Origin of the sequence: Hymenobacter sp. GOD-10R (assembly GCF_035609205.1) — a bacterium.
GTDB lineage: Bacteria > Bacteroidota > Bacteroidia > Cytophagales > Hymenobacteraceae > Hymenobacter.
In genome coordinates this window covers 2,832,104-2,855,804 of record NZ_CP141184.1, presented here as the reverse complement: position 1 = coordinate 2,855,804, position 23,701 = coordinate 2,832,104, and the positions used below count along the sequence as shown (strand labels likewise).

17 protein-coding genes are annotated in these 23,701 nt (G+C 56.1%); 7 read left to right on the top strand and 10 right to left on the bottom strand.

All coding sequences use genetic code 11. From position 1 onward, the window contains the following. Window positions 1-257: 257 nt before the first annotated feature. On the top strand, window positions 258-1,511 hold the full coding sequence (locus SD425_RS11435) for a TCR/Tet family MFS transporter (protein WP_324678606.1): 1,254 nt from the start codon (window positions 258-260) through the stop codon (window positions 1,509-1,511). Window positions 1,512-1,612: 101 nt separating this feature from the next. On the opposite strand, the gene SD425_RS11430 is transcribed toward SD425_RS11435, so the two are convergent. Next, a complete protein-coding gene (locus SD425_RS11430; RefSeq protein ID WP_324678603.1) occupies window positions 1,613-2,125 on the bottom strand; it encodes a vitamin K epoxide reductase family protein in 513 nt (170 codons plus the stop codon). A gap of 134 nt (window positions 2,126-2,259) precedes the next feature. Between SD425_RS11430 and SD425_RS11425 the strand changes: the two genes are divergently transcribed. Then, entirely contained in the window at window positions 2,260-2,730 is a 471-nt protein-coding gene (locus SD425_RS11425; RefSeq protein ID WP_324678601.1) for a (2Fe-2S)-binding protein, read from the top strand. A 67-nt stretch (window positions 2,731-2,797) separates the two neighbouring features. Continuing rightward, entirely contained in the window at window positions 2,798-5,044 is a 2,247-nt protein-coding gene (locus tag SD425_RS11420) for a xanthine dehydrogenase family protein molybdopterin-binding subunit (RefSeq protein ID WP_324678599.1), read from the top strand. A 54-nt stretch (window positions 5,045-5,098) separates the two neighbouring features. Here SD425_RS11420 and SD425_RS11415 read toward each other — a convergent pair whose 3' ends face one another. From SD425_RS11415 to SD425_RS11400, 4 genes are all read right to left on the bottom strand, one after another. Further along, entirely contained in the window at window positions 5,099-5,902 is an 804-nt protein-coding gene (locus SD425_RS11415; RefSeq protein ID WP_324678596.1) for a cupin domain-containing protein, read from the bottom strand. Window positions 5,903-6,121: 219 nt separating this feature from the next. Further along, on the bottom strand, window positions 6,122-7,501 hold the full coding sequence (locus SD425_RS11410; protein WP_324678594.1) for a putative oxidoreductase C-terminal domain-containing protein: 1,380 nt from the start codon (window positions 7,499-7,501) through the stop codon (window positions 6,122-6,124). A 126-nt stretch (window positions 7,502-7,627) separates the two neighbouring features. Then, window positions 7,628-9,022, bottom strand: a complete 1,395-nt coding sequence (locus tag SD425_RS11405) for a Gfo/Idh/MocA family oxidoreductase (protein WP_324678592.1) — start codon at window positions 9,020-9,022, stop codon at window positions 7,628-7,630. A gap of 34 nt (window positions 9,023-9,056) precedes the next feature. Then, a complete protein-coding gene (locus SD425_RS11400; RefSeq protein ID WP_324678590.1) occupies window positions 9,057-10,295 on the bottom strand; it encodes a PmoA family protein in 1,239 nt (412 codons plus the stop codon). A gap of 438 nt (window positions 10,296-10,733) precedes the next feature. Here SD425_RS11400 and SD425_RS11395 point away from each other — a divergent pair, with 438 nt between their 5' ends. Both SD425_RS11395 and SD425_RS11390 read left to right on the top strand, forming a co-directional pair. Further along, on the top strand, window positions 10,734-11,261 hold the full coding sequence (locus tag SD425_RS11395) for an FUSC family protein (RefSeq protein ID WP_324678587.1): 528 nt from the start codon (window positions 10,734-10,736) through the stop codon (window positions 11,259-11,261). A 15-nt stretch (window positions 11,262-11,276) separates the two neighbouring features. Further along, window positions 11,277-11,606: a hypothetical protein gene (locus tag SD425_RS11390; RefSeq protein WP_324678585.1), complete on the top strand. Its 330-nt coding sequence runs from the start codon at window positions 11,277-11,279 to the stop codon at window positions 11,604-11,606. Here SD425_RS11390 and SD425_RS11385 read toward each other — a convergent pair. Beyond that, on the bottom strand, window positions 11,595-12,518 hold the full coding sequence (locus tag SD425_RS11385; protein ID WP_324678583.1) for an alpha/beta hydrolase: 924 nt from the start codon (window positions 12,516-12,518) through the stop codon (window positions 11,595-11,597). The two genes, SD425_RS11390 and SD425_RS11385, sit on opposite strands and share 12 nt — an antisense overlap. A gap of 123 nt (window positions 12,519-12,641) precedes the next feature. Here SD425_RS11385 and SD425_RS11380 point away from each other — a divergent pair, with 123 nt between their 5' ends. Continuing rightward, on the top strand, window positions 12,642-13,658 hold the full coding sequence (locus SD425_RS11380) for a zinc dependent phospholipase C family protein (protein ID WP_324678581.1): 1,017 nt from the start codon (window positions 12,642-12,644) through the stop codon (window positions 13,656-13,658). A 124-nt stretch (window positions 13,659-13,782) separates the two neighbouring features. Here SD425_RS11380 and SD425_RS11375 read toward each other — a convergent pair whose 3' ends face one another. The 4 genes from SD425_RS11375 to SD425_RS11360 form a co-directional block, all read right to left on the bottom strand. Continuing rightward, window positions 13,783-17,076: a multidrug efflux RND transporter permease subunit gene (locus SD425_RS11375; RefSeq protein WP_324678578.1), complete on the bottom strand. Its 3,294-nt coding sequence runs from the start codon at window positions 17,074-17,076 to the stop codon at window positions 13,783-13,785. Window positions 17,077-17,099: 23 nt separating this feature from the next. Further along, complete coding sequence (locus SD425_RS11370; RefSeq protein WP_324678576.1) at window positions 17,100-18,263, bottom strand: efflux RND transporter periplasmic adaptor subunit; 1,164 nt, start codon at window positions 18,261-18,263, stop codon at window positions 17,100-17,102. Between the two features lie 12 nt (window positions 18,264-18,275). After that, entirely contained in the window at window positions 18,276-19,592 is a 1,317-nt protein-coding gene (locus tag SD425_RS11365) for a TolC family protein (protein ID WP_324678574.1), read from the bottom strand. A gap of 138 nt (window positions 19,593-19,730) precedes the next feature. Continuing rightward, window positions 19,731-20,342, bottom strand: a complete 612-nt coding sequence (locus SD425_RS11360) for a TetR/AcrR family transcriptional regulator (RefSeq protein WP_324678572.1) — start codon at window positions 20,340-20,342, stop codon at window positions 19,731-19,733. A gap of 330 nt (window positions 20,343-20,672) precedes the next feature. Here SD425_RS11360 and SD425_RS11355 point away from each other — a divergent pair, with 330 nt between their 5' ends. After that, window positions 20,673-23,684: a PD-(D/E)XK nuclease family protein gene (locus tag SD425_RS11355; RefSeq protein ID WP_324678570.1), complete on the top strand. Its 3,012-nt coding sequence runs from the start codon at window positions 20,673-20,675 to the stop codon at window positions 23,682-23,684. Window positions 23,685-23,701 lie beyond the last annotated feature (17 nt).

Sequence of the window (23,701 nt, the reverse complement as noted above, 5' to 3'; positions counted from 1 at the left end):
GCCTGCTTCTGAAAATTTCACTAAAAGAATTACCTCCTCACCTCATCAGGCTGCACTTACTGAAGCACTGCCACTGTCATTTGTAATTATTTACTTTTAATAGCAGAGATGGGTCGGCAAGTGCAGCTTAGTGCATTTCATCATATATAAAAATGCCTAGCTCGTCTAATTTTTTTAGCACGTACTAACTTATTTAGAAATACTTGTACATTTACCGCCGCCAACGTCTTTGTTCACGTCCCTAAAAGCGGAGAACCATGTCTGATAAACGCCAAGCCGCGCTCGGCTTCATCTTCATCACGTTGTTGCTAGATGTCATTGGGTTTGGCATCATCATCCCCGTCGTTCCGAAACTTATCGGTCAGCTTACGGGCGAAGGCATGAGCGAGGCGGCCACGTATGGCGGCTGGCTGGGGTTTGCGTTTGCCAGCATGCAGTTTATGTTTTCGCCGGTGCTCGGCAACCTGAGCGACCAGTACGGCCGACGGCCAGTGTTGCTATTTGCGTTGCTAGGCTTCGGGCTTGACTACCTGTTTGTTGCCTTTGCTCCTACTGTCGCGTGGCTGTTTGTGGGGCGCATTATTGCGGGCATCACGGGGGCTAGCTTCACCACGGCTTCGGCCTACATTGCCGACATCAGCACGCCGGAGAAGCGGGCCCAGAACTTCGGCATGATCGGAGCGGCGTTTGGGCTAGGTTTTATCATTGGGCCAGTGATTGGTGGCTTGTTGGGGCAATACGGGACCCGCGTACCGTTCTTTGCCGCCGCCGGCCTGACGCTGCTCAACTGGCTCTACGGCTTCTTCATTCTGCCTGAGTCATTGCCTTTGGAAAACCGCCGCAAGTTCAACTGGAAACGCGCTAACCCTGTGGGTTCGTTGCGGCAGCTACAGCGTTATCCTGTTATTCTGGGGATGGTTGGGTCACTGGTGCTACTGTATATTGCAGCGCACGCGGTGCAAAGCAACTGGTCTTATTTCGTGATGTACCGCTTTGGTTGGAGTGAGGCGTATGTGGGCTACTCACTGGGCGTTGTTGGCCTGCTCACGGCCCTGGTGCAAGGCGTCTTGATCCGCTACCTGAACCCAAAGCTAGGTGCCAAGCGCTCCGTGCTCATCGGTTTTGCGCTGTATGGGCTTGGCTTTCTGCTCTTTGCCTTCGCCTCGGAAGGATGGATGATGTTTGTCTTTCTGATTCCTTACTGCTTAGGCGGTATTGCGGGGCCGGCACTACAGGGACTCATGTCGGGGCAGGTGCCGGCGAATGCGCAGGGCGAGCTACAGGGTGCCCTCACGAGCTTGGTTAGCCTCACCTCCATTGTAGGTCCGCCACTTATGACGAATATTTTCTCCTACTTCACCAGCCCTAAAGCGCCAATTCATTTTCCCGGCGCCGCTTTCCTAACCGGTGCCATTCTCATCCTGATTAGCGTGGGGCTAGCCATGCGGTCGTTGGCATCCTACACGCAGTCGGCGGCCAGCGTGCCAGCTGATGCAGCTTTAGCGGAGTAACTGCTTCCGAGCAGGGCTAACAAGAGCCGTAAATGCAAAAAGCCCGTCATGCTGAGCTAGTCGAAGCATGACGGGCTTTTAGTAAAATCTTCCTACCGAAGCTAGGCTGCTTTCTTCTTGCCTAGCAAGTTCTTTATCGCTGCCACGGCTTCTGGTACTGCTAGCGCCACCGTGGCTACGGAGGCTACCGTAGCCGTTTGGCAGTAGAAGCACAACGCTTTATTTTCTTTCCATTCCTCTTGGGCCAGCGTGAGGTTGGTAGCTACGTCGCCTAACGCTTTGGCGAGCAAGCTAATGGGTAGGGCGGGATTATCGGTGGCGCGGTTCACGCCGCCAGCCGCAGCTAGGGCCGTGGTAATACCGTAGGTGGAAATCATACCGACAGCGTCGGGCGTGTCGAGACGCTTATAGCCGTAGTCGGAAGCGTCGACTTTATCCGAGTCGAAAGGGCCAACGGGCGGATCAGGCAGGTGGTGAATGATGCCGGTTTGATACAGCGTCACGATCTGGCCGAGGGCTACCCCAAGTAGGGACAGGCCAATGATCCAGCGGCGGCGCTTCATATGGGGGTCTTGGTTATAGCGGAGTTCTTCGCTTAGTTGGGTCGGGTTCATAGTGCTTCGTTGCGGGTGAATGCATGGTGGTACGTGCCTGCCAGCTTATTAGGTTACGAAATGCCCAGGCTAACCCGGAATAGACAGCATCCTTTTACCAGCTTCCGCAGTATGCTCTTCTAAACTCCTCAGCGATGGAAGCAGACCTCACTTTGCACGTCAACGGCCAGCCGCACGCACTGCGCGTCGACCCGGCCACGCCGCTCCTGTACGTGCTGCGCAACCAGCTAGCCCTCAATGGACCCAAGTTTGGCTGCGGCCTTCAGCAGTGCGGAGCTTGCATGGTGGTGCTCAATGGCAACCTAGCTTGGCCGAGCTGCCAGCTGCCCGTAGCAGAAGTTCTGCATATGACCATCACTACGCTGGAGGGCCTCACCCGCCCCGATGGCTCTTTGCACCCATTGCAGCAGGCTTTTATCGACGAGCAGGTGCCCCAATGCGGTTACTGCTTGAACGGAATGGTGATGTCGGCCGCGGCGCTACTCCAGCAAGATCCTAAGCCCAACGAAGAGGAAATTCGCAACAGCCTCTACCGGGTGCTGTGCCGGTGCAGCGTGCATAGCCGGGCCATCAAAGCGATTAAGCGAGCTTCCGAAATGAGTTGATCCTACTGGTTGGACACCTGTGCCCTCGGACCGCGACGCTTCTTACCGCTCAAGATTATCCACCCCAATGCCTTCCAACTTGCCCCCTACCTCCCGCCGCGATTTTCTTAAGAGTGCTGGCTGCCTGACCATTGGCTTTGCCTTCCTAGGGCTAACCACCGATGTAACTGGGAGTCCGATCGGGGGCGATGAGCTGCCCGGAAGTCTTCAGGATAACCCGCGCATCAATGCTTGGCTGGAGGTGCTGAGCAATGGCCGCGTACGGGTGCTCACCGGCAAAATCGAGCTAGGTCAGGGCATTCGCACCGCCGTGCAGCAAGTGGCGGCTGAGGAGCTCGATATGCCGCTGAACAAGGTGGAAGTAGTATTGGCCGAAACCGACCGCACGCCCGACGAACGCTACACTGCGGGCAGCGCCTCCATCGAACAAAGCGCCATGTCGGTGCGCTACGCAGCGGCGGCCGCCCGGCAGAAGCTGCTGACGCTGGCAGCGCAAAAGCTAGGTACTAAGGCAACGCTGCTAACCTTAGCCGATGGCCTCATTCAAACCAAAGACAAGAAGCGTCAGCTCACCTTTGCGCAAGTGCTGAACGGTGCCCAGCTGACCAATGAAGTGCGCCTGCCGGTGAAGCTCAAGCCCAAAAGCCAGTACCGCTACGTGGGCAAGGCCGTACACCGCCAGGAAATTGAGCGTATGGTGCGCGCTGAAGAGTGGTACGTGCAGGATCTACGGTTTCCGAACATGCTGCATGCCCGCGTGCTACGCCCGGCCAACTACGAATCAAAACTGGTCAAGCTTGATGAGACCGAACTCAAGCGCCTCGTGCCGGGCCTATTGAAAGTGCACATCGATGGCAGCTTCGTGGGTTTGCTGGCCGAGCAGGAATACGACGCCAAGCTAGCCCAGGACTACGCCAAGCTGCACGCCCAATGGACACCGGGCCGCACCCTCCCCACCGGCCAGCCCCTCCCCGATTACATCCGCAAACTGCCCAACACGCCCAAGCCAGTAGCCAGCCAAGGAAGTTTCGACGCGCCACCCGCGGCGGGCGAGACTACCCTGCAAGCCAGCTACTTCAAGCCCTACCTCATGCACGGCTCCATTGGGCCGAGCTGCGCGGTGGCGTTGTTCGAGCAAGGCAAGCTGCACGTCTGGACGCACAGCCAGGGCGTGTACCCAATGCGCGACTCCTTGGCCGATTTGCTGAAGTTGCCCAAGGAAAATATTCACGTGAAAGGCGTGCCCGGCTCCGGCTGCTATGGCCACAACGGCGCCGACGATGCCGCCGCCGACGCGGCCCTGCTCGCCGTAGCCACGCCCGGCCGCCACGTGCGCGTGCAGTGGTCCCGCGAAGACGAGCACGCCTGGGAGCCCTACGGCAGCGCCATGCTCATCGACATCAGCGCCCGCCTTGACCCCACTGGCCGTATCACGCACTGGCAGCAGCAAGTTTGGACCGACACGCACAGCGCCCGACCTAATGGTCAAGCGGATAAGCTTTTACCTACCCAATACCTAGCTCAGCCGCGGATACCCAAAAACGACGGAGCCAACGACTTTAGCGCCGGCGGCTACCGCAACGCCGAGCCGCTCTACGTGATGCCAAACCTTAAAGTAGACGCCTACTTTTTCGAAGGCCCGCTGCGCGCGTCGGCCCTGCGGAGCCTAGGTGCCTACGGCAATGTGTTTGCCATTGAGTCCTTTATGGACGAGCTGGCTGAGAAAGCCAAGCAAGACCCGTGGGAATTTCGCTTGCAGCACTTGCAAGACGAACGCGCGAAAGCCGTGGTACGCAAGGCTCAGGAAATTGCAAGCCAACAAAAGCTAGCTGAAGGTGAAGGACTAGGTGGCGCATTTGCCCAATACAAAAACAAAGCGGCCTACGTGGCCGTGGTAGCCAAAGTCCGCATTGCCGAGGAAGGTACCGTGTACCGCCCCCAGCTTTGGGCCGTTATCGACTCCGGCGAAGTCATCAACCTTGATGGCGTCAAAAACCAGACGGAAGGCGGCATGATTCAGGCCGCCAGTTGGACGACCAACGAAGAAGTGACCTTCGACGCGCACGGTATACGGAGTAGGCAGTGGGAAACTTACCCCATCTACCGCTTCGATGAAGTGCCTTATGTGATGGGCGTTACGGTGATTGACCGGCCCAACGAGCCGCCTCTAGGTGCCGGCGAAGCCGCCCAAGGCCCCACGGCCGCCGCACTAGCCAATGCCGTGTACCGCGCCACGGGCAAGCGCGTGCGCGAGTTGCCGCTACGCCCTGAAAAGCTAGGAGATGAAACGACGCGACGCCAACAACCCGGATAACCTGGTCGTTATACACTGATTAATAGCTTGTTACGCTGTTGCCTCTAAGCAGCATTAATGCTGTGCCGCATTAGTTTCAGCGTTGCTATGCCACTGAATAGCGAAGTACCCGCACGGGGTGGTGCCCGTGTTGGTAAAGGCATGCGGCACGTTCGACCGCAGCAAAATCACGTCCCCGGCGGTGGCTTTGTGTGGTGTTTTGTCAATGAGCATCTCGCCGCTGCCTTTCGTCATCAGGATAATTTCTTCGGTGCGGTGCGTGTGCGGCGGGTGACTGGCTTTGCCCGGGTTAAGCACCGTCGCGTGCACATCAAACCGCTTGAACATCGACGAGGGCTGGTCGAAGACGGGGCGGGTTTCGCCCTTATCGGTTTTGGACATCTTGAACTTGCTCCAGTCTTTCACGAAAGAGCCCCCGCCGGCTTGCCCGCGCTGGATATCTACCGGGTCTTTCGCTTTAAACTTTAGCACATAATACGTTACAGGAGCTTTCGTCGCGTTTTTAAAGCTCTGCTTATCCCCAGCCACAATCAAGGCCAGGCCACCCGGACCTAGGGTCTTGGTCGAGTCTTTTACCGTGGCCGTCAGGCTCCCCTCCTTCACCACCACGAGTTCTTCCGCATCGTTGTAGGCTTGCAGCGGGTGGTTTGTTTGCCCCGGCCCGAGCGTGGACGTATGAATGGCTAGCTCTGCTAGGTCCAAGGTGCTGCCTTTAGCGAGTTGCTGGCTTTCTCGCCCGCCATCCTTTTTCACCGCTTGGGCAGTGCCGCTGTAAACGCCTGAGGGTAAAGATGTATCCGTTTGAAAGCCGAAGCTAAACACAACAAGGGCTCCGACAGCAAGCAAAGGCGTTTTCATAAGGGAAGAGGTTGAACCCAATTAGGGTGAGGGGAATTTACTCGTATTTATTTTAACTAGAGCTAGCAAGCTAGTTCCCCTCCTTTTTTAAGGAGGGGCCAGGGGTGGTTCCTCGCTAGGGAATGGTATTAGCTCTAGCTTTCTAGTTCTAGTTTGACCACCCCTAGCCCCTCCTTAAAAAAGGAGGGGAACTAGTTTGCTAGCTCTAACTAGTAGCAGCTACTCACTAGGACTCTGCGAAGCTACTTCCAGCGCCTTCGTGGTGGTATAATATTTTGCCAGCATGTTGGGCACCTCCCACTTGGGCATGTTGCGCTTTTGCAGGTACTCTAAAAACTGCTGCGTTACGCGGGCAAAATGCGCTTCGTGCCCTTCTCGATAGCTGTCCGGGATCAGTACCTCCCAGCCCTTAGCTGACTTCTTCAGCTCCACACCGGGGTACTTCACCTGCAGCCGCTTTAGCTCATCCTGCAAGGCTTTTTCGTAAGCCAGATTATTTACTGCAGGCTCCACATAAAGCGCAGGTTTATACTGCTGCTCAGCGCCTTGACGAATAACTAGGTTGGCTTTGGTGCCGCGTAGAATGGAGTAGTGCGTGTCGCCGGCACCTTCGGGCGCTTTGTAGGCCCACGTTACCGCCACCTTGGCATGCACCCCGAGCAGCTTATAGGTAATAGAGCCGTTGCTGTACACTTTTAGCAGCGTATCGTTCGCGAGGTCTTTCTTCAGGTAATCTGGAAAGCCGTTCAACTTGGTGATGGCCTTGAACTGACCTAGGCTCATGTCGGTGGTCCAGCGCTTGGCGGCCAGCACCTGAATGTCTTTCTTGTAATCCAATACTCTCTCCGGAAAGCATTCCCACTGCACCAAGTCTACCAAGTGCGTGGTCACATCCACAATGCCTTCTCCTTCCTGCCGCACATCCATAAACCACGGCGGCCGGGTCAACACACTTCCCGACACATACTTATAGAAGTAGTGCACGCTCTCTTTTGTCACGGCCGGGTTGTCGGGCGTGCCTTTTTCGAGCGTGCCGAACACTTGCGGCACTTGAGAAAGCGCCTTTTGCAGCACAGTGGTTATCTCAAATCGCTCGGTCATGATATCATACAGCAGCAGGTTTTTCTGCTGGGCCGTTGCGAAGGCCGTTTCCAACGTTTTGAATTCCTTGCTATTTATCACCATAGGCTTATCAGCCAGCACGTTGAAGCCAGCGTTGAGCGCTCCGGCGATGTACTCGGTTTTCTTTTGGTTGTTCCCCGCAATGACGACAACGTTGCCCGCCTTATCGGCTAGCATCTTCTGGAAGAAATCGGGGCCGGTGTACACTTGCTCCTGCCAGCGCGTCGGGTCCGCGGTGCGGGTGTTATAAGCCGTGATGCGGTCGAGGTGCAGTTGCACGTCGGGGCCGGCCGGCGCGTACACGTGCACCCTAGAGTCAACGCTGGAGTACATCGACTTCTGCACTAGCGCAGCGTGAAAGTGGCCAGGGTCGAGCGTCACTAGGCGCACCGACGCGCTTGGTTTAGTGGTAGTTTGGGCCAAGCAACCCAGGGTAGTTAGAAAAATGAAGTGGCTGGTAAGGAAGAGTTTTCTCATTTCTCAAGTGGGCTTGGCATACGGAGCGGAATTCATTTACCGCAGAGGACACGCGGAGGTACGCAATGTTCTGCCATTACCTAGGTATCACCTCAAATGTATTAATTTCACTAACAGCTAAGTAGCCTAACCGTGTAGCGCGTAAGGCTTGCGCTGAGGGCGCGTAAGTAGGGCGTTGGCTTCGTCGTCGTTTTTGAACCGCTCCTTAGCCGGGTCCCAGTACACTTTGCGCTTCAGCTTCATCACGATATGATGGATCAGGCACGTTGAGCAGGACCGATGCCCCACTTCCGCCGGCGCGATAGGCTGCTTGCGCGACTTGATGCACTCCAGCCAGTTGCCGTGGTGCTCCTTGCTCTCATACAGGTGAATCTCATTGGGCCCAATCACCGACTGAAGAAGCTTCGGGTCGCTGGCATCCAAAGCTTTAGCGGCTTGCAAACTCACTGGGTCGCTGGAAGTCGCCTTGGCATCGCCGCGCGACACGAAGATCCAGCCGTCGGTGCCCTCGAACTTGATTCCGTTTGGAAAACTATCGCTGATGATCATGTGCACGCCGTTGGCATACAGTCCTTCCGTCTTGAACGGACCGTGCACATCCCAGAGGCCTTTCTTCGGAAATTCGGCCGTGCCCCATACCTCAATCGGGCCGGTATGCTCGGTGTTCATGGCCCAGTGGGCGCAATCGACGTGGTGAGAGCCCCAACCCGTAATCATGCCCGCGCCAAACTGCTCGCACCGCAACCAGCCGGGGCGGTCGTAGCCCTGCTGCGGGTGCACGCGCTTTTCGGTGTAGTACACCTCCGGCGTCGAGCCTAGCCACATATCATAGTTCAGGTTGCTAGGCACCGGCATCGGCGGCTCGTCCTCACCCGATGGGTCGCCGGGCAAGCCGATGTACACAGTTTTCAGCTTGCCAATGCGGCCGTTGCGCACCAGTTCCGCCGCGTACCGAAACTGGCTGGAGGACCGCTGCTGGCTGCCAATCTGGAAAATGCGGCCCGTGCTTTTCACCGCGTCGCTCAGCGCCCGGCCTTCCGCAATGGTCAGCGACGTAGGTTTTTGGCAGTACACATCTTTACCCGCCTTCACCGCTGCCATCCCGATCAGCGCGTGCCAGTGGTCGGGCGTGCTGATTAGCACGCCGTCAATATCCTTATTCTGGAGCAACGCCTGATAATCGTTGTACACCTTTACCCCATCGTAGGGCTTGCCGTTTTTCTTCGAGTAATATTCATTAACTAATAGTTTACCCTCTTCGGCGCGTCGGGTATCTAGGTCGCACACGGCCATGATTTGCGCCTGATCGTATTGCCACACGCCAGGCATATCGTGAATTCGAGAAATACGCCCCGTGCCGATAGCACCAATATTTATGCGATTACTCGGCGCATTTTTTCCAAAAACACTGGCTGGTACAATGGTTGGGAAACCGCCAAAAGCTAGGGTAGCTACCGCCGCTTTAGCCGATGTTTCCAGAAAACCTCTCCTGGAAACTTGCGCTGTTTTTTCTTCGCTCATCTGCTTATTATTTTAAACTCGTCAGAAGAAGATACTATTTAAGCTTTACCGTAACCTTAGGTGAATTACCAAAATTTTGCCAGCCGCTTTCCGCTTTTTCTTTCGTAAAATGACCGTTGTAGACGATCAAGCGGTATTTCAGCGTGTAAGTCTTACCGGGTTCGAGCAACCAGTTCTTATTCTTAGTCGGCGAGAAATTAGCGAACATATCCCCGCGACCGTTCTGCGTTTCGGGCCAGATGCGTAGCGGCTCGGGGTAGTTGTAATTCGTTGGGTACGACATCATCACCAGCCCGCCGTAGTCCTGATCGAGCTGGCCCTGTACGATGCACCAGCGGGCCGTAGAGCCGTCGGCTTCCTTGCGGGTTTTGCCTTCTGAGGTCAATACTTCGCTGTTGTCTTTGTTCCACTTTTCGGTGGTGCGCCACCCAAAACCGCCGTACCGATAAGCCAGCAGCAGCACCGGGCTAGGGCTCGCGCAGCTCATATTAATCGTAACATCGGCGATGTAATAATCCTGATCTTTAGGCTGGTACACGCGCACCGATTGCAGCTCATTCAAGGCTACCTTTTCCTTCCCACCGGGTTTGAAAGCGATATGCTCCTGCAACACCTCATACTCGCTGTACACCGGCCCATCAGTCGTGGCCACAACATTGGCGAAGCGCACGGTGCCTTTCCGGTCGCGGATATTCCAGAAGTCCACCGTATCCTTTTCAAAGAGCACGTGCGTCCACGGGTTCCAGATGCCGTAGTGGTGGTAATGGTCGGGGGCCTGAATGCGGGTTAATTCCTGCCCGTGCGGCGTCCAGAGTGGGTGAATAAAGCCGCTCCGTTTATATGCCGTATCAATGCCAGCCGGTGGGTACACGGTTTTGTAATTATAACGCACCAGGTTTTTGTCACCCGCGCGCACTGTTAAAGCACCTTGTTGATCGTTTATTTTAATTGTAGCCGGTGCATTATTTTTTGCGCTCTTTATTAATTCATAGGTGTGCTTACCTTTTTTTGCGCTTGCCGGATCAATAATCCAGTGAATAAATCTTGATTCTCCATTTTCAATTTGGCAGGCTACCGGTGTGCGCTTGCTCCCCTCCACAGCTACCAAACTCAAAACCGAATCGGGCAAAAGAGTTACCTCGTCCAACCTAGCTTTAACCGGAATTTCCAAATTGCTGGTGGACTGCGGAAGATCCACTTCAAGCGTCGCTATTTTTTGCGAAAATCCGGCGGTGCTTATTACCGAGAAAAAGAAAACAAGCAGGTATTTCATTTTACGCATCGAAAGCTACTGGCAGTCTACAGGCAAACTGCTGCGATGAATAGCACTAACTACCCGATTTACATTACCCTAGCTGGGCGGCGGAAAACGGTCGGCTTAAAAGTAAGGAAGGCATTAGGAAGTGCAATCCTTTGCGTGACGTTCGCAAACGTTTGTGATAGTTTATTATTAGCCTTAAAACAGATTTTTGTGGATAGAGGCCCTATTTGGTGCCTTGCGCTGCCTAAAAACGCATGCTGCTCCACCAACGTGGACAGAGCCTAGCTTCACTCCTCTCACCTGCTCCGATCAGGCATTGATCGAAAAATTAAGGCCTAGTACTAGGGCCTATCTTCGTGCAAAACTGTTTGCAGGTTGAAAAACTAGTTACCGGGCTTCGTAGTAAACACTTTCCGTCAACCTAGCCTCCTGTCTCTATCATTCTTTCGAATGAAGCAACACGTTTCCTTCACAGTTACCTCTCTGCTCTATGCCTTCCGGACGGTGCTCGGGTGCATTATCGTCTGGCTTTTATTCAAGTGGCTCCAACTCGAAAAGATGGAATGGGCACTGATTTCAGTGATTGTGGTATCAGAGCCGGACTTTGGCAACCTGCGCAACGCTATTACCTCGCGGGTGATTAACACCGTAATGGGCTGTGCGGTAGGCATCATCTGCATCTTGCTGGCCGGCGTCACGGTTTGGTCGTTTTTGCTGGCCGTCACGATTGCTGTGTTTATCAGCACCTCCTTCAAAAAGTATCCTTCGAGTTGGAAGCTAGCGCCAGCCACCGTTTCCATCGTTATGGTGCCGGCGATTCTTGCCAACGCTCCCTGGCGCGAAGCTGTGACGATTGCGCTTACGCGCACCGGCGAAGTGTTGCTAGGCTGCGCGGTGGCACTGCTGCTGGGCGTATTTTTCTCTTACATCCGTCGCCTGCGCAACCCGTCGTCGTTGTCGGAGCAGGGCAACGACTAACCCCCTAGCTTCTTTATGCCTGCGCAATTGCTCATGACCGTCGATGCTAGCGTCCGCCTCACGGGGCTAGGCTTGCTGGCCGTGCCGCGCAACGAGCAATCGGTGTTACGACAATTTGTCCTGCACACCAAGCTCTTGGTCACGCTCACCTTCCCCGATGGGCAGCAGGAAACCATGCCAGCTAGCGTAGAAGAAATGTCGCGGCAAGTGGAAGCCGAAACGGGCCCCACCTACCGCGACATTTACGTGTTACTGCTTGAATCGGAACTGATTGACGACGTGCCGGTAGGAACTGAAATTACCTGGGTCGGTGACGTAGACGACCCGTTTGCGCTACTTCGTTAGCCAGCCGTTGGCGTCGAACCAGTTTTGCAGGCTTTCGATCCACTCGTCTTTCGTGGTTTTGTTGTGCATGCCGAAGCCGTGGCCGCCTTTGGGATAGAGGTGCATTTCGGCGAGCACACCTTGCTTCGTGCAAGCTTCGTAGAACACGATGCTGTTGCGCACCGGCACCGTTTTGTCGTCTTGGGCGTGCACCAGGAAGGTAGGCGGCGTTTGGGCCGTCACCTGTAGTTCATTAGAATACAGCTTAATCTGATCTTCCGAAGGAGTTTTGCCGATCAAATTGTCGCGGGAGCCGCCGTGTTTCAGCTCCTCGGAGAAGCTGATAACAGGATAGATCAGTACCTCAAAATCGGGGCGCACGGAGGTGGCACTCACGTTTTGCCCCACGGGCTTCGTGAAGTGCGTGCCGGCGGTGGAAGCTAGGTGTCCGCCCGCCGAGAAGCCCATAATGCCAATGCGGTTCGGGTTGACGTTGTATTTGGCGGCCTGCTCGCGCACCATCCGGAGGCTTTGCTGGGCATCCATCAGCGGCGCGATAGACTTGTCAGGCTGGCTCTGGTCGTTCGGCAGACGGTATTTGAGCACGAAAGCCGCCACGCCCATCTCGTTCAGGCGCTTAGCTACTTCACGACCTTCGCCGTCAATTGACAAACGGGCGTAGCCTCCACCAGGGCAAATAATAACGGCCGTGCCGTTCGCCTTCTCTTTGGGTGGCAAGTAGATAGACAACGTAGGCTGTACCACGTTGCTAACGCGCTCGGTGCCGTCGGCTACTTTGATGATGTTTTCCTTCACGTCACTCGGTTTGGAATCGGGGACGGTGCCAGCGTACAGGGGAACGACTTGGTTTTGGGCAAAAAGCATGGAAGAGGAGGCGCTGAGGAGAAAAGCAGCCAAGAATATTTTTTTCATAAGGGCAGGAGTTTGGCGGCTAATCTAGCTAAAAACAGGACGCCGTAGGAGCACGCCGTGGCACGTTCCTGCAAAGAGCCTTGTAGTTTTGTAGTGTTTCCCGATTACCTAGCTCTTCTGCTCATGTTCACCTATTCCCGTCGTCGCGCCCGGGTCCTGTTGCTCGTCGCTCTGCTGCTGAGTGCGCCTTCCCTCCTATTTGCCTGGGGTGCCTGGAGTCATCAGCGCATCAATCGCGCTGCCATCTTGGCCTTGCCGCCGGCCATGCGCACCTTCTTCTACAACCACGCCGACTTCCTCACCGAAGAAGCTGTGCTGCCTGACGCCCGCAAATACGTCATCGGTGACAAAGCCGAGTTTGCACGCCACTTCATCAACCCCGAGGCCTACAACCTAGGTCCGCTCACGCAGTTTCCGCGCACCTGGGCCGAAGCGCAGACTCGCTTTGACGCCGCTACGCTGGAGAAAAACGGTACTCTGCCCTGGTACGTCGAGCAGATGATGGTCAAGCTGACTCGCGCCTTCAAGAACGGCCGCAAGGACGAAGCCCTGTTCCTGGCCGCCGACCTAGGTCACTACCTCGGCGACGCCCACATGCCCCTGCACACCACCCTCAACCACGACGGCCAACTCACCAATCAGAAGGGCATTCACTCCTTTTTTGAGGGCCAGCTGCCCGAAATGTTTGGGAAGGACTACAACTTCCGCGTCCGGGAGGCCCGCTACATCGCCGATCCGGTGACCGAAACGTGGGCTATTATGCAGCGCAGCTTTGCCACGGCCGATACGCTGCTGCGCCTCGAAAAGGAGGTGCACGGCAACCTCACCGCTTCCAACGTGTACCAACTCGATGCGCAGGGCGCCGTCCGCAAAAACCAATTCGGTGACACGTACTACTCGCCAGAATACGCAAAGAGCTACCACGCAAAGCTTAATCACATGGTTGAACGCCAGCTACGCGCCGCCATTGTCGCCACTGCCGATTATTGGTACACAGCTTGGGTTAATGCCGGCAAACCTGACCTAGGTACGCTTGATTCAAAGCTAACCACCCGCAACAACCAACGCGGACTCAAGCAGGAGCTGAAGCTTCTCAAGAAAGGCAAGTTGATAGATTTTTATACGAATCCGGAGTTTTAACTCAGCTCCCGCTTCCATACCCACGATCAGACCTAGCTTGTCTCAACAAAAAAAGCCCGCGACCTAGGTCGCGGGCTTTTGCTTTGTGCATCTTTTGCCTTAGCAATAGGCAACAGGTCGAAACCTAGGTTCCTAGCTCCGGCGGCGTTTGGTCGTTCCGCCGCTTTTCCTCGGTGCCTTTGTCGTTGTTGTTCGACTCAGAAGGGCCTTCTGGCGGCGTGTTCGAATCTTTGGAGCCGTGCTGCACGTGGCCGTGCGCTTCAGGGTCGTAGTTAGCTTCCATTTCGGCTAGCTTCTTCTTGCCATAAGCTAGCCGCGTGATGCCTACAAATAGCACCGGCACGGCGAAGATGGCCAGGAAGGTAGCCGCAATCATACCACCCGTCACCGTCCAGCCAATCGTTTGGCGTGACACGGCACCGGCCCCCGAGGCGAAGGCCAGCGGCAGCACGCCGAGGATGAACGCCAGCGAGGTCATGATGATCGGGCGCAGACGTAGCCGCACGGCTTCCATGGTGGCGTCCACCAGGTTCATACCCCAATCGACGCGTTCCTTAGCAAACTCCACGATCAGGATGGCGTTTTTGGCGGCCAAACCAATCAGCGTGATCAGACCAATCTGGGCGTACACGTTGTTGGTGAGCTTGGGCAGCAAGGTCAGGGCCACGATAGCGCCGAAGGCACCTAGGGGCACCGCCAGCAGTACCGAGAACGGCACCGACCAGCTTTCGTACAGCGCCGCTAGCAGCAAGAACACGAACAGAATCGACAGACCGAAGATGATAATGGTGCTATTACCCGCGTTGATTTCCTCACGGCTTAGGCCGGAGAAGTCGAAGCCGTAATCGGCGGGCAACGTCTTAGCGGCTACTTCCTGCAAGGCCGCAATGGCTTGACCGGAGCTGTAGCCTGGCTTGGCGTCGCCGTTGATTTCGGCCGAGCGGAACAGGTTATAGTGCGAAATCAACGGGGCGTTTTCCACCAGCTTGTAGGTCACCAGGGAGCTCATCGGCACCTGCTGGCCTTGCTGATTCAGCACGTAGAACGTGTTTAGCTCCGTGATATCCTTGCGGTAGAAGGTATCGGCCTGGGCCACCACGCGGAAGTTGCGACCGTACTTCGTGAAGTCGTTGATATATGTACTACCTAGGTACGTCGACATCGTTTGGAAGATGTTCGTCAGCGGCACCCCTAGCTTTTTGGCTTTGTTCCGGTCAACTGTGATTTGATAACCAGGCGTTTTAGCCGTAAAGAAGGTGTACGCGCGCGCAATTTCCGGTCGCTGGTTCACGGCCGCCACAAATTTGTTTACCGTCGCTTCGAAGGCTTTGATATCGGTCGAGGCTTCGCGCTGCTCCAGCTGGAAGCTGAAACCACCCGTGTTACCTAGGCCTGGAATAGCGGGCGGCGGCACCACCACAATGTTGGCACCTCTAATCACCGAGAACTCCTTCTGTAGCTGCCCGATCACACCGTAGAGCTGCTGCGACTCGTCTTTGCGCTCGTCCCAGGGCTTGAGCTGCACGAAGAAGGTACCGCTGCTCGATTTGAAGGCAAAGTTCAATGCGTTCAGACCGGCAATACCGGAGTAGTTGTTGATGGCGGGAATCTTCTTACGAATGATATCCGACATCTGATTCATAACGGCCTTGGTACGAGCACTAGAAGCGCCCTGCGGCAATTCCACCGACACATACAAACGTCCTTCGTCTTCGGTCGGGATAAAGCCCGAAGGCTTGGTGCGGAACAGTCCAAACGTGCCGGCGTAGATACACACGAGCAAGATGAGCACCAGCGGCGTGGCTTTTAGCGTCCGGGTTACGCCGTTCGAATACGAATCGGTAACGCGGCCAAACCACTGGTTGAACTTGTAGAACAGCTTATTTAGGCCTTTCGAGTCAGCATTCTGCTCGGTGGGGCGCATCAGCAGCGAGCAAAGCGCCGGCGTGAGCGACAAGGCGATGAAGGCCGACAGCACCACCGATATGGCGATAGTGATGGCAAACTGTTGGTACAAGCGCCCTACGATACCGGGAATGAAGCCTACCGGGATAAACACCGCGGCCAGGATCAAGGCAATGGCAATTACCGGCGCCGTGATGTCTTTCATGGCCTTCTCGGTAGCCTCCCGCGCCGAAATGCGCTCCGTGTCAATGTAGTGCTGCACGGCTTCCACCACCACAATGGCGTCGTCGACCACAATACCAATAGCAAGCACGAAACCAAAGAGGGTCAGCGTGTTGATGGTGAAGCCTAGGGGAATGAACATGATGAACGTACCCACAATAGCTACCGGCACGGCTAGGATCGGGATGAGGGTAGCGCGCCAGCTTTGCAGGAACACGAATACCACAATCGTCACCAGCACCAGTGCCTCAACCAGCGTGTGAATTACTTCCTCAATGGACACTTTCACCACCGTAATCGACTCGAACGGCACCTTGTAGGTTACGTCCGGCGGAAACTTGGTTTTCAGCTGATCCAAGGCCGCGTACACTCCTTCGGCCGTTTCGAGCGCATTACCGCCTGGCACTTGGTTCACGAGCAGCAGCGTAGCCGGGTTGCCGTTCACGGTAGAAGCCCGCGAGTAGTCGAAGCTACCGAGCTGTATCCGCGCCACGTCCTTGAGGTACACAATGGAGCCATCCGTGGGGTTGGTCCGCACGATGATGTTTTCGAACTCCTCTTGCTTGCTCAAGCGGCCGTTTACGAACAGCGTGTATTCGAAAGGCTGCGAGCCGTACTGTGGCGCCGAACCGATAGAACCGGCAGCTACTTGCACGTTTTGCTCTTGCAAAGCGCCCGTCACTTCGGCCGCGCTTAGGCCTAGCTGTGCCATGCGGTCGGGCTTGAGCCACACGCGCATCGAGAAGTCTTGGCCAATGCTGGTCACGTCACCCACACCTTTCACGCGCAACAAGGCGTCGCGCACGTAGATATTGGTGTAGTTGTCGAGGAACTGAATGTTGTGCGTCTTCTGCGGCGAGTACAGCGCCACTACCATCAGGATGGTGGGGTTACGCTTTTTTACCGTCAGGCCTAGGCGCTTCACTTCGTCGGGAAGCTGCGGCTGGGCTACGCTCACCCGGTTCTGCACGTCGAGGGTTGCAATGTCGATGTTGGTACCAATCTCGAAGGTCACGTTCGACGAGATACGGCCATCGCTGGTGGCGTTCGACGACAGGTAGGCCATGCCCGGCGTACCGTTTACCTGCGTCTCGATGGGGGTCATTACGGTTTGCTCCACCGTCTGCGCATCGGCTCCCGTGAAGCTACCCGAAATCTGCACTACGGGTGGCGAAATGTCCGGGTATTGGCTGATGGGCAGGCTCAGGATGGCAAGCACCCCGACCAGAACAATAACAATGGATACGACAATAGCCGTGACCGGTCGTCGTATAAAAACGTCTGATATCATGCTTAGTAGAAAAGCAATTAAAACTATTTAGCAGCCGTAGGCTTGCCGCCTTGCGCTGCCGCTGGTTTCGTGGGGTCGCCGACCTGGATTACCGCGCCTTCGCGCAGGTTCTGCAAACCATCGCTCACGATGGTCTCGTTTTCCTTCAGGCCGTTGCGTACCACCACCATGTCTTTCACCCGCGTGCCGGTCATCACCTTGCGCTGGGCTACTTTGTTGCTGTCGCCCACCACGTACACGTAGAACTCGCCCATTTGCTCGGTCACGGCGCGAGCCGGAATCACGAGCTGGTTGCCGGTGTCTTGGTTGAGCACGCGCATAGTCACGTTCATCCCAGCCTTCAGCATGCGCTTTGGGTTCGGAAACTGCACACGCACGCGCAACGTGCCAGTTTGCGGATCCACGGCCCGGTCGACGGTAGCCACGCGGCCCGGCACGTTGTAGGGCTTCAGACCGGGTAGTACCAAGGTGAACACCGAGTCCTTCACGGCGGCCTTGTTTTGTTGCAGCTTTAAGAAACGGGCAATGTCCTGCTCGGCAATGTTGACGTCAACGGCAATGGGCTCTTCGGCCGACACCGTGTTGATGAGGGTTTGACCCTGCGAGACGAGGCCACCTAGCTTCACTTGCGCAATGCCGATGGTACCCGTGAGCGGCGCAATAATAACGGAGTTGCGCACGTCCAAGGCCGCGGCGCTAACGCCTGCTTGGGCCGCCGCAATCTGCGATTGTGCGTTGGCCTGGGTAGCCTTAGCAATATCGATCTGCTGCTTGGCAATAGCGTCTTGCTCACCGAGACGCACGTAGCGCTCTGCATCCTGCGCGGCGCGGGCGTAGTTAGTGCGCGCTACTTGCAACTGAGCCGTTGCCTGGTTGTAGGCGGCCTGGTAGCGGGTGCGGTCAATATTGTAAAGGCGCTGGCCTTTGGTAACCCGCTGGCCATCTTGCACATAAATATCGGTCAGATAGCCCGTTACCTGCGCCAGCAGTTGCACCTCGTTCAGCGGCACCACGGTGCCGGGATACGTATCGGCGCCCACTACCGGCTCCTCGGTCACTTTGTACACCGCTACCGGAATGGCGGGCGGTGGTCCTTGCTGTTGTCCTTGTTGCTCTTTCGAGCCGCAAGAGGCGAGCAACGCAGAGCTAATAACTACGGGCAATACCCGTCCTGAATACCAGTTCATGGATTCGCTTGTTTACTGATTAAAGGTGATATTGCCCAGAGCACGCTCCACATCTAGCTTGCTAGAGAGCACGCTGAACAAGGCATTGTAATAATTCAGCTGCGCCGTCCGCAGGTCGGTTTCGGCGATAATCACGTCGAGGAACGTGCGGATGCCTTCCCGGTATTGGAGGTTCAGAATACGGTATACCTCCTTGGCGTCGGCCACATTTTGCTGCACCACCGCTAGCTCATTGAGCGCCCCTTTGTAAGTACCCATCGTCTGCTCGAACTCGGTGTTGATCTGGTTACGCGTGTCGAACAGGCTGAGGTCGAGCTGGTCGTCCTGGAGCTCCGCAATCTTCAGGTTTTGCAGGCGCCGCGTGCCGGTAAAAATGGGCAGCGCGAGCTGCAAACCGGCGTTCTGGTTGGGGAAGGCGCGGCTGTAGAGGTCGGAGAAGTTGTTGTTTTGGTAAACGCGGTTGTAGTTGTAAAATCCAGATAGCGACGGCAGGAAGCCAAATCGGTAATAGTCGATTTGGAAGCGCTGCAACTGCTTCTGCGTCTGAAGCTGCTGAATCTCAACGCGTTTCTCGTAGGCAAGCCGCTGAGTCGTATCCAGGGCTGTTTCCTTCACCATTTGCAGGGTATCGTAGGTGAGGTTCAGCGGGTTTTCGGGGGCTAGGCCCATCAGCTGCTTCAGCGTCGCGTATTTGCCGCTCATCGAGGTTGATACCGTGCGGCGCTGGGCATAGGCGTTTTTCACCGAAATTTCTGCCCGCAGAAAGTCCGTCTTATCGACGATGCCTTGCTCATACTGCGCGCGGGCATCTTTCACCTGGCGCTCCTGGCGTTGAATGTCTTCTAGCAGAATCCGCAGCTGTTCCTGCGTGAGCAGAATGTCGTAGAACGCTTTGCTCACGTTGGTCACCACGTCGATCTTGTTGAGCGCCGTGGTCTGGGCGTAGTTCAAGCGCGTGGCCCGCACCGAGCGGGCAGCCAGCAACACGTCGTTATTGAAGAGTAGCTGCGTGGCTCCTACCCCAACGGTCGAGGTGTTTTTCAAGCCAATTCGGATGATCTGCTGCCCGGCCGATGGATCGGTGAAGTTGGGTAATACGCTGGTAGGCAGCTGAATATTGCGTGTATAAATGCCCGTACCGTTGATCTGGGGCAACCAGTAGGAAAGCCCGATACGAATGTTGCGCTCCCCGATCTGTTCATTCAGCCTAGCTTGGCGCACGGCGGGCTGGTTATTGAGGGCAAACTCGATGCACTGTTGTAAGGTGGCCTGCGGGGGCAACGTGCCAATGGGCTGAGTCGATTTTTGCGCCCAGCTCAGCCACGGCATAAGCAGCAAAAGGCCCAATAACAGCGTGCTACTTCGAGCACGCAAGCAAGATAATGTTGTGTTCATTGTGGAGTAGACTAGGCTAGGAGGGTATGCCCGGCGCGGGCAACGAAGCCAAAGCGGTCAGAGAAAACGGGGTTAAAAGTCAAATAAATAGGTCATAATCATTTGAGTGACAAGCTGCTGGTGATTGGCTATGAATTCTCCGTAGGCTGCCGAGGCGATGTTTGCACACTGAAACATGATGGGCTTGGACAGGTACACGAACTGCACGTTGGCCATTATCAACTGCAACACGTGCGCGGGCGCTACCGGCCGGATTTCGCCCTGCGTGACGGCCTCCTGCACTTGGTCCAGAAAAAAGAGGACGGCGGGCGGCGCCTCTTTCGCGCTAGCTAGCAGCTCGGGGTGGCGGTGTCGCTCGGTGATGAGAAACAGCGACAGGTTCGGGTTTTTGGCGAACAGACGAAAGTCGGAAGCAATCAGCTGCGGGATTTTTTCACGTAGGCTGATTGGTTTTTGCAGCAACTCGTGACTTTCATGGAAAAAATCGCGGTGCGCATCCTCAAAAATCATCCGAAACAACTTCTCCTTGCTGCGGAAATAATAGTTGGTCAGCGCTACGTTGATGCCAGCGGCTTCGGCAATATCGCGGGTGGTGGTGCCGTCGAAGCCTTTTTCCATAAAGACCTTACGCGCAGCCTCTTTGATGCGCTTTTCGGTGTTTTGGGGTGCAGTTTCTTCGGACACGACCTAGGTAATCAGATGGGTAAATTGGTTTTTAAACAGAGCGTTTATGACAATGTTTTAAACAGTTGATTAATTTTTTATTTCCTCTCAGGATGCTCGCCCGATTAGCTGGTCCACCTCTGTGCGTTGAATAAGTCTCCGTTTCTCAGAAGTCAGGCATCTATTGCCTGGCATTGTTCAGGTGTGTTTTCCGGTGCCGGCTTCCCAAGAACATAGGACCGCTGTTATGACGACATAGCTCTCAACGATACTAGGTATCAAGTGGTTATAGCACAGCTACGAAAAGCCTACGTACGTGCTGTATCTTTAAGGAGTATTTGCCCGCTTTTTATGTTTGCCGTTCCCTCCGCCCCTACTACGCCCGCTACCACTGCCACGCCGTTTCTCACCCAAGCGGCCCGCGATTTAGTGACGCGCTTCCCCGGCTCCGAACTCTCCGATTTAATAGTGGTCGTACCCACACGCCGGGCGGTGGTATACCTTAAGAATGAGCTATCCCTCGCCGCTGAGGCAGGTCAGGCGTTGTGGTCGCCGCGGGTTACGGCCATGGAAGACTACATGGTGGAGCTGGCGGGTGTGCAGGTCGAAGAACCTATTGCCTTGCAGCTCATGCTGTTCGATATCCTGCGCGACATTGACAAGAAGCTCGACTTCGATCAGTTTGTGGGGTGGTCGGGCTTGCTGTTACAGGATTTTTCCAACCTCGACCAGAACCTAGCTTCGCCAGCGAAGATGTTCGAGTACCTGAGCCAGGCGAAGGCGCTGGAGCGCTGGGAGCTGACCGATACGCCGGCGCCGGCGAGCACCACGGCGCAGTACTTCCGCTTCTGGGACGACTTAGAGAAAGTGTACTGGCGCCTGCGCAAGCGCATGGAGCACGACCACCTAGCCTACCCAGGCCTAGCTTACCGCTTGGCCGTCAACCGGATGCAGAATCGGTTGGAGAACATCGACAACACGATAGCTCGCCACTTCTTTCTGGGGCTAGGTTCGTTGTCGCGCTCAGAAGAACGACTGATCCGGTTACTGCTGCGCGAAGGAAAAGCTGAGGTGCATTTCGACGGCGACTCCTTCTATATGGAGGGCGACTCACCCAACCGCGCCGGCCAACACCTGCGCCGCTACCGCCGCGACTGGGAGCTGCCCAACGAGAACTTCGGCGGTCCGGCCGACTTGTTGCGCGGCTTGCCGCGTGAGGTGCAGTTTGTGGGCGTGGCCAATGCCAGTATGCAGGGCAAGGTAGCTGGCCAATTGCTCGCCGAGTCGCGCCTGCAAGACCCCACCGCCAAGGTAGCCGTGGTGCTGCCCGACGAAACTTTGCTGTTGCCCGTGCTGCATGGCCTGCCGCCCGAGGCCGTGCCCGAATACAACGTAACCATGGGTTTGAGCTTCCAGAGCACGCCCCTGTTCAACCTCGTCGATTTGCTGTTTGAAGTGCACCTGACCGGCATCCGGGAGGGCAGCGCCGAAACAGGCTACGGCGTGCCGCGCTACCACCACCTAGCCGTCACGAAGCTGCTGATGCACCCGTTTTTGCGACGCTACCAGCAGTGGCTCGATAAGCAGGAGCAGCCTCAGAACCACGGTTTGCTGGAAAACATCTGCACCCAGATTGTAAAGCGCAACGCTGTGCTGCTGCCCGCTAGCGAGCTGCTAGAGCTAGGTCATCAGCACCCGCTCATTGAGGCGCTGTTCCGCACCTGGGACACCTGCGACGACATTATTGCGGCCTGCTACACGCTGATTGATTTGCTGAAGCAGGCGTACCAAGATCAACATTCAGCCATTGAGGCAGAGTACTTGTACCTGTTCTTCACGCTGGTCAAGCGGCTCGATTCGGTGTTCGACTGCCGGGAGCAGCGGCTATCGGTACGTTCGTTTCGGCGGTTCTTGTACGAGCAGATGGCGCGCACCCGCCTCCCCTTCTCCGGAGAGCCCATTGCCGATGTGCAGGTGATGGGTCTGCTGGAAACTCGCGCCCTCGACTTTGACCACATCATTATTCTGAGCTGCAACGAGAACGTGCTGCCGGCGCCTAAGCGCCACGCTTCGCTTTTCCCTTACGACGTACTTACCCAATTCAAGCTACCTACCTACGCCGATCATGAAGCGGCCACCGCCCACCAGTTCTGGCGCCTCTTGCAGCGCGCCCGCCGCGTGGATTTGCTGCACGTGCTACCCGGCGCGGAAGGCACGCGCACCGGCGAGCGAAGCCGCTTTTTACTACAGATTGAGAATGACTTGTTGCCGCAGAACCCGCACATGATCTTGCGCGACTTAACGGCGACGGTAACGTCTCACCCTAGCCCTAGTTCGCTTGATACACGAAATCCGCGAAGGCAGGAGGAGCTCACCGGTGAGGTTATCACCCAAACTCCAGTTGGTGACTTAGTGCTGGAAAAGGACGAGAAAATGTTGCACGCCTTGCAGGGCGTGTTGGAGCACGGCCTTTCCCCGTCGGCGCTGAACGAGTTTCTGAACTGCTCGCTGCGGTTTTACTTCAACCGCCTAGCTCGCTTCCAAGAAGCCGAGGAAGTGGAGGAAAAGCTAGGTGCCGATGGCTTCGGGACGGTGGTGCACGAGGCGCTAGAGAATATGTTTCGGCCCTTCCTGAAAGCGGGGCTGCCCATTACTGCTGGCGATATTCCGAGTTTACTCAAGCAAGCGCCGCAGGAAGTAGAGCAAGCCTTGCGCAAGGAAGAGAGTGACCGACACGCGCGCACCGATGAGGGGTTGAATTTTGTGCTCGGTCAGGTAGCAGTGCAGCTAGTACGACGCTACCTGGAGAGTCTACTGGCACAACCAGGTGCGCTGCCGTTGAAGATTGAGGCGCTGGAGCAGATTCTGGAAACGAAGGTTCCAATCCAGCTAGCTAGCGGGGAGCCGCTTCTGCTGCGCCTGTTCGGCTTTACCGACCGCCTCGACGAGCTACCCGACGGCCGGCTGCGCGTGGTAGACTACAAGACAGGCCTCGTGCAGCCCTACGACCTCAAGCTGCAAAAGCGCGGCGAGGACGCCGTGGCTGCAACCGGCCGCTTGCTCACCGATGCCACGTCCTCGGCCGATAAAGTGCGGCAGCTTTGGCTCTACCGCTTCATGCTAGAGCGCGAAGGCCAGCCAGCGGCTGATGCGGCTATCATTTCCCTGCGCAACCTAGGTGCTGGTCCCATGACAGCCGACATGAGTTTCCTGACGGAAGACGGTCAGTCGTTTGTGGTTAAAGGCGAGGCTATGCTGACGGAGCTGGTGCACCGTATTCTCGACCCCGCCGAGCCCATTCGCAAGACGGATGACTTGGACCGGTGCCAGTTCTGCCCCTACAAAGGCATTTGCGCGCGGTAAATGGCTAAATTGCTGGA